This is a genomic window from Anaerotignum sp., assembly GCF_030625865.1.
GTDB lineage: Bacteria > Bacillota > Clostridia > Lachnospirales > Anaerotignaceae > Chakrabartyella.
In genome coordinates, this window is sequence record NZ_DAOUQB010000019.1 from 15,017 (window position 1) to 31,950 (window position 16,934).

The following is a 16,934-nucleotide window of genomic DNA, read 5'->3' on the forward strand; positions in this document are numbered from 1 at the left end:
TGTCCTTTGACAACATCCTTTTAATATCTTTTTTATATTGATTGTTTTTAGAATTGAATTTTAAATATATTTGGACTGTTAGAACATTTCACAATATAGCTTAGAAGCTATGATTAAAACAAAATTTTCTTAATCTTGCATTACAATATTTACTAACTAATAAAACCCTTGCCAGCCTCCACCTTTCCACGTCTACGTCCACCTGAAATTTTTGTTAATTCATCTTCTGTCAATTCATCTTGATTTATTACAGCATTCTTTTCGTCCATTTCTTTTTTAACTTCTTCTTTTTTTATCTTTTTTCCTTCCATATTAATTCCTCCTTTCTTTAGATAATTATTCCAACGAGGGAAACTAGAAAAATCCCCCCAAATAGAAGCATTAGACAATTAGAAGACATGGTATACCCCAAACATATCATAAACAATATTGAAATAATTGATAAAACTAATGCCCAAAATAACACCTTGCGAACCCCCTCATACTTCCCTATATCCTTTGGCATATAGATAGAAACCTTGTAATCATCACAGGTAAGTACAATAAAAACCGGCAATCCCAAAAAAATAGGAAAAAAGAAATCGTTCAAACAAATAATAACAAACAATTGTTTTAACCAAATTCCAAATAATAAATCTAAACCGCAGGTAAGAATCGTTCCTGTTGCAAGTGCGCCTATCGCCGAAATAAATATGTAAATGCCAATATTTTTATAGTTTTTTACATTGGGTGTCTGTTCATATCTCAAAATATGCCATAATTTATAAGGCAAATATGCCGCAATAAAGTTACCTGCAAACCCAAGGATAGAAGTTTTTGAAAAACTCCCAAACAGGTCTGCTATGACATTTCCAATGGCACAACCCCATGCACCTGCCGGCCCATACAATAATCCAACCACAACCGGAACCGCATTCACCGGACGTACCTCAGTGAATCCTTCTACCAAACTCATGGATTTAAAAGGGACTGCCATGCCAATAAAAACAAGGGTACACACAACAATTTGTAAAACGGTCTTTTTCTGTCTAAAGGGATACAGTATCTCCTTCAATTGACTTTACCCCCTTTTTATCCAAAAAATTTGTACCTGCACAAAAAGCACCAAACGCGATGAGCAACGCACCTACGAATTTAACCAAAGTAAAACTCTCTGTAGAACCAAAGGAGCTGGGAATCAGTATGGCTAATACCATCGTAACAATTGGTTCTGTTGATGCAATTACAGTAACACTAATGGGATTAGCATATTTTTGAGAATACATCAACATAATATAAGCATAAGCTTTGGCAAAAAACGCCAGTAAAAAAATATTCGCCAGTAAAACTTTGGTATAGTGAATCGATGCAAAGGTTCTTGGGTCATCAAATGCCCAAAGTAAAAACGCAATCAGTGTCGTAAAAAACATTTGCCCTACCCCTAAAAGCAACGGGTTACAATTCTTTGTATATATATCAATAGCAATAATGTAAGAAGCCATAAAAAAGCAAGAAATCACCATATAGATTGCTCCAATATTTATGGACCGTCCCAACTTAATTCCACTGGTAAATGCCAGTCCCGCTAATATAAAAGCAATACCTAACAAATTATTCTTTGAAGGTTTCTTTCGAAAAAACAAAAGTATAATCGGTACAATCACGATATTCAGGGAAGATATAAAACTAGCAGTTGAAGCAGGGATAGAAGCAACACCCAATCGTTCAAAAATTAGATTGCCGCATAAAATTACGGCCATAAGAAAGCTTTTTAGCAAAATTTCACGATTGAATTCCATAAGTCTCTTAAAAAACACAATACCCAGTATAATGCTTGCGATTCCTGTGGTAATTGTTAGATATGCAAAGGTTGACATGGAATTGGGAATATTTTTCATAAATATATAAGAAGATGCCCAGCACAAAGTGATTGAAAATAACACGATATTTGATTCTGTATGTGTCATTCCATCCCCCCCTCATAAAATTCATAATTCACATTTTCTCGTTCAATTAAAACAGAATTTTGGTTAAGGTCTTCTAAGACGTCATCCATAATATTTTTCATCTGTTCTTCAGTTGCATCATAAAAGGAAAAGACCAAGCTATTTTCATAAGTCACGACCCCCGCTTCATCCTTATATGCCCCTTTTGAAGTGGTTTGGGTGAACCCATCAACATATTGCAATGCAATCTGCGTTACCATCTGCTCTGCTTCCTCTGTTGAAATCTCCTGTATATAAGAATTTTTATCATTTAATCCAATATACATGGTATATTTTACCCCTTCTTCTTGAAGTTCTTCTTCCATGTTCTTTCCTGTGCATCCTGTAAAACTAAATAGGATCGTACTTACTACAGCTATCATTAGGATTATTTTTTTCAATTTTTTTACCTTCCTTCATTCCTCTTTTGATGAAATTGCCCACTTCCCAACCCAATGAATGCAGAGTAAATCAAGTACATTATTGAAATCTTCCGTCTTTGCATTGTTGCATAGGCAATTTATTTACATCAATAACCATTGCTCCACCCTTGCGGAAAGCTATTTGGCGGCCAACTCCTTGATATCCGTCTTCCTGTATGGCCTTGGCAATTTCCGTTGGATTATTTGTATGTAGTCTAACTGCGGTATCCATAACAAGGGACAACATGTCATAACCCTGCACCGCCCAAATATCAGCCTCTTTTTGATAACGCTCCTGATACCTGGCTTTAAAGTCATTCAATTTCTGACTCTCTTCCATAACCAATGTAGATGGTACCGCCATCCCTTCTGCTGCTTCTTTATTCTCCTCCAAGGCATTTGCTCTATTAAAAATCGGCTCTCCAATGATGGCAATGTTTTTGTCTTTCTTTCGTATCATGTTCAACACATCATATGCTTCATCAAGTCCATATTGAGAAATCACAACACAATCCACTCCCAGTGCAGACCATCTGTTATAAATATCATCAAATTCACTGCTTGACGATATCTGGGGAACATAATCAACAACCTTTGAATCCGTGTTTATAAGTGCAAGCTCAAATGCTGCTACCAGTTCTTCTTGGGACTGTATGCCATTATGATAAACAGCAATTCTTTTATAATTATTTTCCACGGCATATTTCGCCATAGCTTCGCCCAAATTGGCAAAAGCAGGAACACCACAAAATAGATAGGAATTATCCCTTTGAAAAATGCTGTCATAGGCACCATATGGAAATAAGGTGAGTTTATCTGATTCTGATAAAATGCCGGCTGTTGTTTTGGATACATCAAAATTTTGCAGGCAGAATACAGCTGTAACCGCTTCATCCATTGACAACTTTGTAGCCATCTCTACACCCGTTTCGTATATCGCCTTGTCATCTACAATTGAAGTTCTGACATGGTAACCTGTATCCTTATATTTCTGGTTAAGTTCCTCAATGGCCATATCCACGCCATTCATAAAAGAGCCATCTGCTGTAAGCCATGCTTCATCCCCGAGGACAGGTATATAAATATCCGTTGAACTGACTTGCGCTTTTTGATTACAGCCTGATACAAAAGCTGTGAAACAAACACATAGCAACATCAAGTATTTTTTTTTCATTACTCACCTTCTTACCGTTTATCCAAAAAATTCTTCCTCTTGTACTGCAAATAGGAACATTTTAGTATACATGTGTTGAGGAGTTGATTTCCTGCCTTATTGCAAAATCATAAAATAATCCCTTTCTTTTCATAAGCTCCTTATAATTTCCTTCTTCCACAATTTTTCCTTTGTCAAGAACAATAATTCTGTCACAATTTATGACTGTTGATAGCCTATGGGCGATAACGAATCTGGTACATCCAAGGGATGTAATATTATTTGCAACAAACTTTTGGGTTAAATTATCTAATGCTGAAGTAGCCTCGTCAAAAAATAGTATTTTGGGTTTTCCAATCAATGCCCGTGCAATCAGAATCCGTTGCCTTTGTCCACCGGATATGCCACCGCCACCCTCAGAAATCATGGTATGCATCCCCATGGGCATTGCGCTGATTTCTTGATCCAGCCCTGCCATACGGGCAGCCTCCCAAGCGTCCTCAACTGTACTCCATGGTGCTGTTATAATAATATTGGAAAAAATGTCCCCCGAAAAAAGCTTCCCATCCTGTAAACAGGTTCCTATATGCTGTCGTACAGAGGGTACATACAGATTATTTAAATCATTGCCATCATAATACACTGCTCCCGATCCCGGTTTTTCAAAACCCAAAAGTATACGCATTAAGGTTGATTTGCCTGACCCGGAGGAACCAACAACGGCAATATATTCTCCTTGATGAATTTTTAAACTGACATGATCCAAAATAAACGGACCATCTTCGCTGTACCGAAAACTTACGTTTGATAATTCAATGTTACCCCTTAATGAGGTTATCTGGGTTTTGCTTTCATCCCCCTCAGGAACTGCATCCAAAATTGGTTTTATCATTTCTAAAAGAGGTTTAACAGTTGCAAATGTCATGATTACACCTGCAAGGGAGGTCATTGCTCCGCTTACTACACCATAAGATGCGCTAAAGGCGATAAAGTCCGAAGTTGCTATTTTATGAACACCTGAAAAATAATATAGTATAATGCTCCCGCCCAAAACCAATGCCCCTGATACAGCATCATTGATACGCAAAAACATTGGTGGAGTATAAGTACATTTTCCCATTTCTTTATACGCCTTTGCCCATTTTGCAAAAGCCCGCTTTTCTGCACCGGCCAGTTTTACTTTTTGAATCCCACCAAATAGCCCGAATACAAGCCCGTTTATTTTTGCTGATATGTTTGTCCGTTTTTTAGAAAGCTTTTGCTGCACATAACCTGATATAATTATGAATACAAACATGAATAATAAAATAGAAATGCTAGGCATCACCAGCGCTGGTGCAAAATGTATCATTTGAAAAATATATAAAAAAGAAAATAAAGCTGCTAATCCTGTTGATAAAACAGTATCCGAAAGCATATTGCATATTGAGTTAATACTCATGATACGACTGCCTAGTTCTCCCGCCGAATGATTTTTAAAAAAAGAGGCTGGCAATCCAAATAATCTAGCCATAGCCGCACTCTGCACAGATATGTTGATTTTATCCCTCAGACGCATCAATAACAGACCTCTTGATATTTCAAATAAGGCTCCCCCAATGGCGGCACCCACAAGGAGACACGTGAGGGGAAATACATCACTTTTTGTACCGCTTGGTATCACCGTATTGAAAATTTGTTTATTCATAAATGGTAAAAACATACCTAATAAGCTCACCATAAAACTAGCCAGTAAAACCAGGAGAATATCTGAGGCTGTTATGGAACCCAAAACAAACCGAATCAAGTCATTCATTGTTAACTTTTTGGGCGGTAAGGCTCGATAAAAACAAAATGCCTCTGCACCTAATTTCCAGTTATTTTTTTTGTTTACTTTGATCCTTTTTTTATTTTCAATATCATAAAAAGAATATCCCCACGGAAATGTAGGCAATAAAGCAATTTCTGATCCATCCTTTGTGTACCCAAGTAAAGGCCCAGTGGTATCCTTCCACCATCCATCTGTTAATTCAACCCGCCTTTTCATAATTCCTGTGGGTCGCAACAAGTATTCCAATTGGGCATTGGAATCTTCTATTTCCTCAGGAATTGGGATTTGTTTTACACCGAGATAGGCAAGAACTTCCCGCCGTGCCAAACTTACGACATTTGACTCTCTATCAAAAAGTTCTTCCTTTCCTTCTTCAACAATCGAAATCAAATGGGACAAGGCTGACTTCATTGCGTTATTATCCATCTCTATTCTATTTTTTTTATTTTCGTAATCATTCAAGCTGTCCACTCCCCATCGCTAATTATCAATTAGCCTGGTATATATCGAATTCAAACCGATAAGTTCTTCATGCGTTCCTCTCTCGGCAACCTTCCCCTTATCCAAAACAATAATTTCATCACAATCTCGTATGGTTGAAAGTCTATGTGCCACAATAATCAGCGTAATCCCTCTTGCTTTAACCCCTTCCATAATGAGTTTCTCTGTCATAGTGTCCAGAGCACTGGTTGCCTCATCCAGTATAAGAATGGAGGGGTTTGCGGCTAATGCCCTTGCGATTTCAAGGCGTTGTCTTTGCCCCCCGGAAAAATTTTTTCCGCCCTCATTGATTACATGTTCATAACCATCCACTCTATTCATAATATCTTCATGAATTTGAGCATCCTTACAAGCTTTAACTACCGTAGATTTTTCTATGGATTTATCCCACATGGTTATATTATCCATTATGGTATCTTCAAACAGCACAATGTCCTGATCCACAACTGCAATGGAACCGGTAATGGTGTTGCGATGAATCAAACACACATTTTGATTTCCAAAAAGAATTTCACCCTCCCAGGGTTGATATAACCCCGATATCAATTTCGCAAGTGTTGATTTTCCGCTTCCCGAACCACCTACAAATGCAACACTTCCCCCTTTTTTAATATATAACGAAAAATCTTCAATCAGTGGATTTGACAGTTTACTATAACCAAAGGTAAGGCCCCTTAATTCCACTTCACCACTGAGCTTGGCAAAATCTCCTTCCTGTTCTTGTTCTGTTTCTAAGTATGCTACATCCGGTTTATAATTCATCACATCCTCAACCCGTTCCATGGAGGATCTCATTTCAATAAAAGCTTGTCCCACACCGGCAAGTTCATTCACCGGCGCTAAGAATGCCGATAAAAACCCCTGAAAAGCAAAGAGCATGCCTATGGTAAATTTTCCATCCAAAATTAGATATACACCAATCATTAATATGCTAATACTGGCAATCTGTTGAAGTAATGTGGGAATAATATTAAAAAACTGATTTGATTTATGAAACAGGATCTGCCCATTGCTTTGTTTGGCAAAATACCCCGCCCAACGTTGGAAAAATCCATTTTCTGCGCCACTTGCCTTAATGGTTTCCATCATTTCAAAACCCGACATAGTAACCCCCGCTAAATTACCGGCATCCCGTTGCAGTACACGGCTCATATTCATCCGCTTTTTTGCGATTGTACGCACCATAAAAAGATTAATTACAGCAGTTACAATACCAATTATGGATAATAAAATATTGTAATTTACCATAATCCCCATATAAATAGCCAATAGAGCAATATTCATAAGAATTGGTGCCAACCGATTGATCAAAGTAAAAGAGATGTCTTCATTTGCACTTTGACGGGAAACAATATCTCCCGTATATCTCTGGGCAAAAAACTCAACCGGCAAATGCAACACATGCCAAAGAAAGGAGGCACTTGCTTCAATGGATAGCTTTCCTTGTATTTTCAACCAATAAACACCTTGTATCCCACGAACCAAAAACTGAAACAACAGTGTAAATAACATTGCAGCGAGTAGGGATTTTAACCATTCCGGATTCTTATTCGACAAAACATAATCTAGAAAGATGCGAGAAAATAACGGAATAATCATCCCAATTCCAGTAGTAACGATACCTGTGATAATAATAAAAGCAAAAGCTAATTTCGTTCCTTTTAGCCTCGTCTTTGCAAAAGACCATACACTTCTCGGTTTACCTTCCGGTTTAAACTTTTCTGTTTTTTCAAAACACAAAACAATGCCTGTAAATGATTTATCAAATTCTTCCATATCAACTTCTACTGTCCCTCTCGCCGGGTCATTTAAAACGGCTTTATTTTTCTTAAAACCATTCAATACCACAAAATGGTTAAAATTCCAATGAATAATAACAGGTAATGCCGTCTTTTTTAGCTTAGAAAGCTCCATTTTATATCCTTTGGCATTGAAACCATATAACCTTGCTGCCCTTAATATGTTTTTGGCATTACTACCATCCCGTGAAACCCCACAATCTAATCTTACTTGCTCTAGAGGAATCCATTTCCCATAATAAGCCATGATCATACATAAGGAAGCCGCTCCGCATTCCAGGTTTTCCATTTGCATAACAATGGGCACCTTTATCATTTTCGACACTTTATCACCCACTTATCCGGCTCTTGGTAATCAAAATACCAATTCATAAGGCTTGTAGTTTTTCACAATAATACGCATATTCGTGTATGTACCAATACTAAGAGGGATCGCCTCTCCTTTTATGTTAGACCACTTAATTCCATTTTGTGAATTTCCATCCACCGTAAGGGTAACTCTTACCTCCACCGAATTATTTTGCGTTAATAAATCTTCAGCATATTGCTGATTGCCCAAAGATTTTTCTGTATCTTGTAAAGATACCGGATAAGTACCTATGCTCGTTATATGTCCATACATAAAACCATATTCTTCTCTTTGGGCAAATTGAGGTGACACTTGAACCTCCATGCCCTCCATGAGTTTTTTCGCCGTTTCGCTGTTAATATAACACACCACCTGCATATTATCTGAATACTTATCCTGCTTCACAATTCTTGCAATTGCTTCTGTTGAGGAAACGGTTTCATTGGTGTTTCTTGCATAGAGAACAATTCCTGAAACCGGTGAAACAACAAGGGAATTGCGTTCATAAAGGCTATACAGTTCTTGCAGTTTTTCTTCGTCTTCCAAACCAGAATTCTTAAATTCTTTAATTTGATCTAAAATACTATCCTGAGAAATGACTGCTAATATTTGACCGGCCTCAACGTAATCACCGACTTTTACCCGCATATCGTTAATTCGCCCATCCTCAAAAGGGATTGCGGAAACCACCCCTTTTTGTGGGAAAATAATGCCCTTGGCACTTACTGTGTTGGGTATATTCCCATAAAAAGCCCATAATATAATGGCAATCATAAGAATAAGACATCCCATCAAGATTCCCCATACTCCTGGATTTGTAATTTTAATATATTCATTCAATCTTTCCGGTGAGGATATATTCTCAATGGAGCTTTTTCGGAATAAACTATTTTGCATATTACAAACCTCCATATTGTACTTTTCATCTTTTAATTAAGCTCATAATCTCGTCAATCGTAATCTGGCATTGGTCATTCCAAACCAGCGTGTTTCCATTGCAAATTCTTACTTGCTTAAATAATTCCATATCATTTAATTCCCCAAATCGAATGGCCTGTAATCTTTGATTCATATCATATATAATTTTATGATGATTATTTAACTCAATGGATAATGTATAATCATCATTTGGTGTAATATTAATGATTTTCGCCACTAACCATCTCTCCTTTTCTTTCAAAAACAATTGCTTAAAAATATTTAAACAAAAGTTTTTGCGAAATAAAAAAACTCTGCTACAAAATCATAGCAAAGTTTTAGTTGTTTTTATATTATCTCATAAGATACTTTTTTGTATAATCCCCATATTTTAATCATCCGTTTGTTTCAACAGATTAAGTTCTATTGCTTTTTTCACAGCGGAAGCCCTTCCTTTGACTTGCAATTTACGGTATATGGAGGTAATATTCTTTCTTACCGTTACTTCCGCAATGTAAAGTTCCGATGCAATCATTCGGTTGATTTTCCCTTCTATAATCAACTGTAATATCTCCTTCTCTCGCTGGGTAAGGCTGGGCAATGTTATGATACTCGTTTTACTGCCTACATAGGTGCAGTAGATTGAAGTTTGCTTTAATAATTGCCTTAAATATACATCTTCGGCTTCTTTCCCAATCACCTTGCTTAAAATTGGGAAAAGGTATTCACCGTATTCTGCAATGGGTAAAAGGATTTCATCTGCTTTTCCAATTTCTAGGGCACACAAAATAGATTGTTTCGCTGCTTCTAATCCATACAAATTATATTTTGCAATCCCATCCATAACATACATATGAAGATAACCAAGTTGGTTGTCAAACTTATTAAAAACCCGCTTCATTTCTTCACATATTGATTCTAACCTTAAATAATTCCATTGGGCAAGCAAATATTTCCCATAAATGATATAGTTAAAGCCCACTCCTTGATACAATACATCGCTGAATTCCATATCTCCCACACTTAACCATTTTGCAAAATAAGTCTTCTCACCCGTTATGCCAGCAATATAGCCGGCACATAAATCGTAAGCACTGGTTAATATCGGACTGTTGCAGGATTCCACCTCAGAACTTAACTCATCCATAATCTCAAATGCTTCCTCAAACAAGCCTTTTGCCACGCTGACCCTTGCAAGTACAAATTTTGCACATATGACAATGGATACTTGTCCCATGGTTTGGGCTTTATAGATGGATTTTTGCGCACATCTTTTTGCTTCCTCAATATTTCTTGTTTCAATATTGTATTCTGCCTGAATCAGATATTCAAACCCTGCACCACAGCCACTGGCCATCTCAATATAATAAGGCACCGATAGTTCTAACCGTTCCATGGTCCGGAGAAACTTTCCTTTATCCCGATAATACAAAAACAATACATGGGGAGAACCAAAAGTAAAAATTTTATCTTTGTTGGCAATCAGAGACTGCCCTTGCAATCGTTCATAAGCCTTTATGAGATGGGCATGCATTAACGTAATATCGTTAAATGTAGTATATGCAAGAATCAATTCTATTTCGCCCAAAATTCTCCTTTTGAAATCGTCATCCGCCTCTGGCATATGATTATAATGTTCCTCAAAATGTGATAGCAAACGTGTGCCTTCCTCGATATTCACATTGGTAACATAAAATCCAATATAAGCAAGATATCCTATCGGATAACAATACCGATCTTCTATGGGTATGCGTTCAAAAATTTCCAAAATATATTGGGGATTACTATCAATAATTCCCGTTAAATTTTTCTTCTCGAATTCATTGAGAATCATACCGTATTCTTTTGCCTTTAATAAATAATTCAGACCTGATAGAATATTTCCGTTTTGAATACACCATTCCCCGGCACGCTTATAAAGCGTTTCAATCGTTACCTCCAAAGGACGCTTTAACATTAATTTTTTTAGGTAATTATTAAAAATATTATGTATTCGATAAACACAGCCTTGCTCATCATAACGAATAAAAGAATTTTCATAGCTTATTTTTTGAAGTATCCACTCAGCCTCTTTATTCCCCGTTACATATACAGCCTGTTGGGGTGAAATACTATCCAGTACACATAAAGACTTTAATAATATAACTTCTGTGCCAGAATAACGACGCATAACGGATGTTTCAATCAATCGTTCTAGGTTTCTACCAACCTCAACTCGATTAATTTCTCGATACCTTTGCATAATCAAATATATTGCCGAAATCCACCCTTCCGATACTGTATAAATCTGCTCTGCAATATCATTAGAAATAATAAAACCAAATAACTTAAAAAAGCCTTTGATTTCATCCAGATTAAGCTCAAACAAATCACTCTTAATCTGATATCCATATCCTTTTAAGCACAATTCTTCTATCCCAATTTCGGGGATTGTCCTTGTCAGAATAAGAACATGAAATCCCTCAATATCTGCCCGAATAATGCGTTCCAATAGTTTATTAAATTCATCTGATAGGCATAAATGATAATCATCAATAACCAAAACGAAGGTTTTACTATAAATAGAATCTTCAATAAGCTCCAAAATCTTCTCAACTTGTGAGTAATCATTGGGGAATCCCAAAGTACGAAGTTTATTTCCAATCTCAGGAACGGTTTTCCCCAATTGCCTTGTTAAAGAATCCCAAATATATTCCGGTGACGCCTCTTCGCTCTCAACCAACAAATAAGCGTATGAAATACCCGAAGAATTTAAAAAATCCCTTGCCACAGTAGATTTTCCATAACCCATAGCGGCTGTTACAAGGGTAAGGGGATAATATAAAATATTCTTAAGTTGTTCGTGAATACTCTCTCGCCTCAAAATATATTGTCGATTTAACGTATAATCACGTCCTTTTTGTCATATATTTTTATTATATGACAAAAAAGAATAGTAAACAAATATTTTATTAAATATATTGCGTTTTTTATTGCCTAAGAATAAAATCCATCACAGGATCGTGGTTTGCCAAGTAATCAGCAAAAGTAGTCGGGAATAGATAATCTGGCATTAGGGTTACCTTATCCTTTTTGAAGAAGTGGAAAAAACGGGTGGAATAGCTTACCATTAATCTACTATTTGCCAACTCAAAAAAACCTAATTCGCCATAAAAATTGGGCTTACTTCCGCTTGGTTGCCCAAGGAGGATTGCCTTTTCCATTTTCAGCCAAATTAAATGTAGAAAGGCCGAAGAAAAAGTGGCTCTCCCCATAATTGCATATAGCTTTTGAAATCGCTTTAACGCTTTCAAGTTTGGAATCTTGTCCAAAAAAGGTTTCAGCAAGTAAGAACTTCCCCCTTGGTTATACCTAAGATCGATGACGAATTTTTCCACCTGTTTTTCATTGAGAATAAACAATAGCTCTTGCATTAGCAATTCATGGGGAAATGCGGAATCCTCCACGCATTGATTGTATTGAAAATATAAGATTTTATGAGATTCCATATATTCAAACCAGTATGGTATGCTGTTGTTTTTTGCATATTTGGAGCCACCCATTCCAATGGGGCCAACCTCATAAAACGCTTCTATTCCATCCGTACATTGTGTTACTACCGCATCTATTCGTTTTCCTTCACCCGTCTTCATTTGATAAGTAATTTCCCCACATTGGGAAGCTAATTTTACCCCATGTAAAATTTGAGGAGAATTCAAAAGCCGTGGAAGTTCCTCCTGAAACAGATACTCATTTTCATAAGAAATCAGCGGTCGCAGTCTTTCTATGACACTAGTGATACTTTCTCCACCCACGCCCTCCAGTTGCCCGTACTGCAAATAAGAATACTCGGGTGAAGTATGTGTCACATAAATGCCTTCTTCAAACCAATAGAACGCCAATGGAAAAATGCGTTCTCTTTTGCCGTGAATCTTCGTATGAGAATCTCCAACAGATGCAACCCAACGGGTGAATGCAGCCAAAATTTCGTCATCCGTAAGATACGGAATTTCTTTTTCCAATTCCAATATTTCTTCCTTCATATCCCACTCATTGCGCCGAAAGAATAAATTTTTATGAAGCCTTGGTAATTCTTCAGATAAAGTGATTAAATCCTGTTTCCAATTCATAATTCCTGTTTCAGACTGTATTTTTTTCCTTTCCATATGCTTAAGACTGACCTTTCCAAATGCACTCATTTTTCCAAGGCATTTTCTTGTAAAACACCAAAACCATTTCAATCATTTTATCTATTCAACTTATGTCATTTCATGAAAAGAAGAAGGCTGATTGTCATTCTTCACTTGTCCTAAAAATCCATTGCAGCCACATCCTCCGCCTGCAACCAAATCCAAGGCTTCATCGGATAATTCATCTGCAACAAAAGGTAAAACCAGATATGAGGTTTTCGCCGTTTCCTCCAATATCTTTATTTCCATATCCTCAGGAATATTGACATCAAACTCGGCAATTGCTCCATGGGGGTTGGTCAATAGCAATTGCTTAAATTCTTCATCCTCCAAAGCCTTTTTGATAAGCTTTTCTTCTATCTCACTTCGTGCCTCATCCAACTGACTCATATTCACACCTCTTTCTTTTTCAAAAATACAAGTAATTTACAATTTATGAAATAGATGTAGTTGAAACTACACTTGGACCACAATTTCCAGTGCAGCCACATCCCCCGCCTGCAATCAAATCCAATGCTTCATCCGTTAATTCATCGGCAACAAAGGGTAAAACCAGATATGAGGTTTGTGCCGTTTCCTCCAATATCTTGACTTCCATTTCCTCAGGAATCGTGACACCAAACTGGGCGATTGCCTCATGGGGATTGGTCAATAGCAATTGCTTAAATTCTTCATCCTCCAAGGCCTTTGCTACTATCTTTTCTTGTAAGCTTGTGCGTACTTCATCCATTTTACTCATGCTAACATCTCCTTTTTTATAATAATTTGTTGGATATGTAATACTCTTTGTGGAGTATTGTATATGGTTTGATTTTTCTCTCATAAAAACTCTTTAGTGGTGGATTCACATAGGGTTCACTATAGTTAATCAGCATTGAACTGTAGGGAATGTTCAAAGAAAGCTGTTTCCTGCATATATAAGACACAAATGGAATGGAAAGAAAGGTTCGTTGAAATTCTTCCCGTAGGTACATCCGTTCAAAACTAATGGTATCCTTTGCAACCAAAACGGTAACCATCCAACCGATGATTTCCCCATTTAGGCAAAGCCAAAAACTTGTGTCCTTATGATAATCCCTTAGATGGGCAAGAAACGGTGAAGCATAGGCAGGATACCACTTCCCAATTCCATTGTTTACATAGGTGCGTTGCTCCGACGTAATGTCATCAAACGGAATTGCCTCTGCACCCCTTTTGAATGGGCTATGAAAAATCCAAGAATAATCAGAGACTTTAAATTTACATATCTCACTAAACTTGACAAAAGAAGACCATTCGTTTTTTTTCAAAGTTTCCGACAATGGCGAAAAATGGCTTTCGTCCATAGGGAAACAAATTTGAAGTTCTTTACAACCTTTTTCACGGAGTACCTTCTCCCCCTCTTGAAGCAGTTTTGTTCCCAAGCCTTGCCTTCGATAGGCGGTTACAACATAGATTGACCGTATGACTGCTGCTTTTTTCGAGGAATTTAACCTTGCCAGAAGCAAGCCTGCAGGTTTTAAATGATAAGAAGCCGCCAAAACAACATAACCCTCATTGACGCAAAACTCTTCCAATTTTTCCCTAAAGCATGGAAATGTGAATAAAATATAATCTTTTATATCCTTTTCTTCAAGCTGATCAATGAAAAACATAGATGTTCTCCTTTATCTTTCCATCTTTAATGCTTTTTGTAATATGGTTTATTATATTGTCCTGCCCAGAGCAGTCAGGCTTGCCCTGATTACGGAGAATTCTATCCGGACAACCGCCCATGCAAACAGGCAAAGCCTTACATTCAAGGCATTGGGCGAATTCAAAGGGCTCCCATGTGATATATTTTATTTCTTGAAATCTTTGTAACTTGCTGTGTTCGTTTATGAGTGAGCCACAAGACTTTTCTTTATGACTGATTTCCCAAAAGCATTTATATAAATCTCCGTCAGGATCAATCACAAATGCACCATGCAAATTTGCGCAACAAACAAGATGCATCCTGGGAATATTTTCAAAAACCTTGAATCCTTTTTTCTTCAAAAGCTTATCAAAATCATCTTTCATTTGAAAAACATCTTCGTTCGTTAGACATGGACATTCAGATATTTCATCCCCAGTAACACTCGTTTTCTGAACAGGTGAAACGTAAACACAAACATCCTTTAATCCCTTTTCTTCAAAAATATCAAGTAAATTTTGGGCGTCCTCCGTATTACTGGAATCAACATTAATTCTAACGCTTACCATAAGGCCCTCTTTATTTAGCGCCTCTATCCCCTTCATAATGGTATCAAAAGTACCTTTTTCAGGGTTGCTTTTTAAGCATCGCCTTTGATTATGTATTTCAGGTGTTCCATCTAAGGTAATTTGATAGTATTTTATCTTTGCTAAAATCAATTTTTCAATGAGCGCAGGGTTTTGACCGATCACATAACCATTGGTTATGATGTCCGGCAGATATGCAACATTGTTTTCCTCTGCGATTTTAATCAACTTTTCCGATAAATTAAAAATAATATCATAAGCCAGCATGGGTTCTCCGCCATACCAAGTTATTCTCAGCTTTGTTTTTCCCTTAATATTTTTTTTTACAAAACAAAGCAACGCCTGTTGCACCTCTTCTGACATGAAAATCGGGCTTCCCTGCTCCACATCAATGCCCTGTTCAAAACAATAAGAACAATTAAAGTTACATGCCATTGTTGGGGCAATAACCAGTTCCAAAATATTGCTGCGATACCTTGCCTTATTAAAAATATTTTTCAGTATTTTTATTTCATCTATTTCATCATCTATGATAAATCCGTTCTTTGCCATTTCTCTTAGAAAACCTTGTGCAAAAGGTGCAAAACGATCCACTTCTATACGTTCCTGTTCTAGAAGCGAGGTCAATAAAGGATTTATTTCTACAAGGGACGAATTTAGTGTATTGTAAATGAGCGTCTTTCCTTGATGCTGTATAATAAAATTATATTTTGACGGTTTCACATTTTTACCTCCTAGTGCACAACTGATTTTATCTTTCATAGCTTGCAAAGTAACAACCCTAATAAAAGTAGTTTATCAGAGTTTTTTTCAGAAATATATTATCGCATCCGATACATTATCTCCCGTAAGCACCTACGACATGCTTTTCAAAAGTCTTATTCATAGCCCTTTTATCTTTGCAACTTGAATTGTCAAGTCAAATGCAACGATTTTATGACCGTCTGATAAGAATTGAAGATTTGAATCAACCTGTTTTAAAAGGATACAGCAATCTATTTGAAATAACAGAATCTTTAGAAGTTACAGAGGAATACTTGCTTGATACAATTACTTCCTTTAAAAAAAGCTATGGAACAATTCACATGATATTATGCCACAACTTTATGTTATCCCCAGTTCCCACCTTTGAACTAACCCCCGAAACAATAATCAAATCAAAGATACCTACCGATTTATTGAACTTGGCTAAAAATTTGATGGTATTTTTGGCTTTTTTAATGGTGTCAACAAAAACAGCTTTGCAGCAGCAGTCTTATATTTCGCCGGCTCACTTTGTTCGAACCTCCTATTTAAAATCGCATTTGCCAAACCAAGGGAGCGCCATGAAGCAATTGCAGCATATTTTCATATTGTAAAAAGCGTTTCCATCCCCAAAAGAGCTGTTATAACCAATCGAAACACCTATGATTATGCAAAATATACGCAAGTACCCTCAAGTAAATATTTTTTGAGGGCACACATTTTTCTCTTCGCAATTTTAATTATTCAGAATAACAACAGAAAGCATTCTTATATGGAAATTGACCTCTAAATCATCAATGGTTCTATGCTGGTTCTCGTCTTGATTAAATGCCAAAATAAAATCTGCGGAAAGAAACTCCTTTT

17 protein-coding genes are annotated in these 16,934 nt (G+C 36.7%); 2 read left to right on the plus strand and 15 right to left on the minus strand.

Features of this window, described 5'->3' with window-relative positions:
* Window positions 1-152: 152 nt before the first annotated feature.
* From P9Q65_RS07075 to P9Q65_RS07145, 15 genes are all read right to left on the minus strand, one after another.
* The gene (locus tag P9Q65_RS07075; RefSeq protein WP_304508674.1) at window positions 153-311 is read right to left on the minus strand and encodes a bacteriocin; all 159 of its coding nucleotides are present in this window, start codon (window positions 309-311) and stop codon (window positions 153-155) included.
* Between the two features lie 17 nt (window positions 312-328).
* Window positions 329-1,054 carry a QueT transporter family protein gene (locus P9Q65_RS07080; RefSeq protein WP_304508675.1) on the minus strand — a complete coding sequence of 242 codons (726 nt, stop codon included), beginning with the start codon at window positions 1,052-1,054 and terminating at the stop codon, window positions 329-331.
* The gene (locus tag P9Q65_RS07085; protein ID WP_304508676.1) at window positions 1,029-1,946 is read right to left on the minus strand and encodes a DMT family transporter; all 918 of its coding nucleotides are present in this window, start codon (window positions 1,944-1,946) and stop codon (window positions 1,029-1,031) included. Before P9Q65_RS07085 ends, P9Q65_RS07080 begins: the two co-directional genes overlap by 26 nt.
* Window positions 1,943-2,365, minus strand: coding sequence for a DUF3574 domain-containing protein (locus tag P9Q65_RS07090; RefSeq protein ID WP_304508677.1), 423 nt, complete (start codon window positions 2,363-2,365; stop codon window positions 1,943-1,945). The genes P9Q65_RS07085 and P9Q65_RS07090 overlap by 4 nt, the downstream gene beginning before the upstream one ends.
* Before the next feature lie 79 nt (window positions 2,366-2,444).
* Window positions 2,445-3,560 (minus strand): ABC transporter substrate-binding protein, encoded by a 1,116-nt coding sequence (locus tag P9Q65_RS07095; protein WP_304508678.1) that lies wholly within the window; start codon window positions 3,558-3,560, stop codon window positions 2,445-2,447.
* Between the two features lie 61 nt (window positions 3,561-3,621).
* Complete coding sequence (locus tag P9Q65_RS07100; RefSeq protein WP_304508679.1) at window positions 3,622-5,811, minus strand: NHLP bacteriocin export ABC transporter permease/ATPase subunit; 2,190 nt, start codon at window positions 5,809-5,811, stop codon at window positions 3,622-3,624.
* 18 nt (window positions 5,812-5,829) lie between these two features.
* The gene (locus P9Q65_RS07105) at window positions 5,830-7,986 is read right to left on the minus strand and encodes an NHLP family bacteriocin export ABC transporter peptidase/permease/ATPase subunit (protein WP_330695276.1); all 2,157 of its coding nucleotides are present in this window, start codon (window positions 7,984-7,986) and stop codon (window positions 5,830-5,832) included.
* A gap of 18 nt (window positions 7,987-8,004) precedes the next feature.
* Window positions 8,005-8,895: a biotin/lipoyl-binding protein gene (locus tag P9Q65_RS07110; protein WP_304508680.1), complete on the minus strand. Its 891-nt coding sequence runs from the start codon at window positions 8,893-8,895 to the stop codon at window positions 8,005-8,007.
* 25 nt (window positions 8,896-8,920) lie between these two features.
* Window positions 8,921-9,154 carry a DUF2442 domain-containing protein gene (locus P9Q65_RS07115; protein WP_304508681.1) on the minus strand — a complete coding sequence of 78 codons (234 nt, stop codon included), beginning with the start codon at window positions 9,152-9,154 and terminating at the stop codon, window positions 8,921-8,923.
* A 153-nt stretch (window positions 9,155-9,307) separates the two neighbouring features.
* Window positions 9,308-11,779 carry a LuxR C-terminal-related transcriptional regulator gene (locus P9Q65_RS07120; RefSeq protein ID WP_304508682.1) on the minus strand — a complete coding sequence of 824 codons (2,472 nt, stop codon included), beginning with the start codon at window positions 11,777-11,779 and terminating at the stop codon, window positions 9,308-9,310.
* 106 nt (window positions 11,780-11,885) lie between these two features.
* Window positions 11,886-13,025, minus strand: coding sequence for a hypothetical protein (locus tag P9Q65_RS07125; protein ID WP_304508683.1), 1,140 nt, complete (start codon window positions 13,023-13,025; stop codon window positions 11,886-11,888).
* Window positions 13,026-13,154: 129 nt separating this feature from the next.
* Window positions 13,155-13,475: an NHLP leader peptide family RiPP precursor gene (locus P9Q65_RS07130; protein WP_304508684.1), complete on the minus strand. Its 321-nt coding sequence runs from the start codon at window positions 13,473-13,475 to the stop codon at window positions 13,155-13,157.
* 43 nt (window positions 13,476-13,518) lie between these two features.
* Complete coding sequence (locus P9Q65_RS07135; RefSeq protein WP_304508685.1) at window positions 13,519-13,824, minus strand: NHLP leader peptide family RiPP precursor; 306 nt, start codon at window positions 13,822-13,824, stop codon at window positions 13,519-13,521.
* A gap of 16 nt (window positions 13,825-13,840) precedes the next feature.
* On the minus strand, window positions 13,841-14,719 hold the full coding sequence (locus P9Q65_RS07140; RefSeq protein WP_304508686.1) for a GNAT family N-acetyltransferase: 879 nt from the start codon (window positions 14,717-14,719) through the stop codon (window positions 13,841-13,843).
* The gene (locus P9Q65_RS07145; protein ID WP_304508687.1) at window positions 14,706-16,049 is read right to left on the minus strand and encodes a radical SAM/SPASM domain-containing protein; all 1,344 of its coding nucleotides are present in this window, start codon (window positions 16,047-16,049) and stop codon (window positions 14,706-14,708) included. Before P9Q65_RS07145 ends, P9Q65_RS07140 begins: the two co-directional genes overlap by 14 nt.
* Before the next feature lie 200 nt (window positions 16,050-16,249).
* Here P9Q65_RS07145 and P9Q65_RS07150 point away from each other — a divergent pair, with 200 nt between their 5' ends.
* Together P9Q65_RS07150 and P9Q65_RS13420 are read left to right on the plus strand one after the other, a co-directional pair.
* Window positions 16,250-16,684 carry a hypothetical protein gene (locus P9Q65_RS07150; RefSeq protein ID WP_304508688.1) on the plus strand — a complete coding sequence of 145 codons (435 nt, stop codon included), beginning with the start codon at window positions 16,250-16,252 and terminating at the stop codon, window positions 16,682-16,684.
* Window positions 16,678-16,860 carry a hypothetical protein gene (locus P9Q65_RS13420; protein WP_442870840.1) on the plus strand — a complete coding sequence of 61 codons (183 nt, stop codon included), beginning with the start codon at window positions 16,678-16,680 and terminating at the stop codon, window positions 16,858-16,860. The genes P9Q65_RS07150 and P9Q65_RS13420 overlap by 7 nt, the downstream gene beginning before the upstream one ends.
* Window positions 16,861-16,934: the final 74 nt, after the last annotated feature.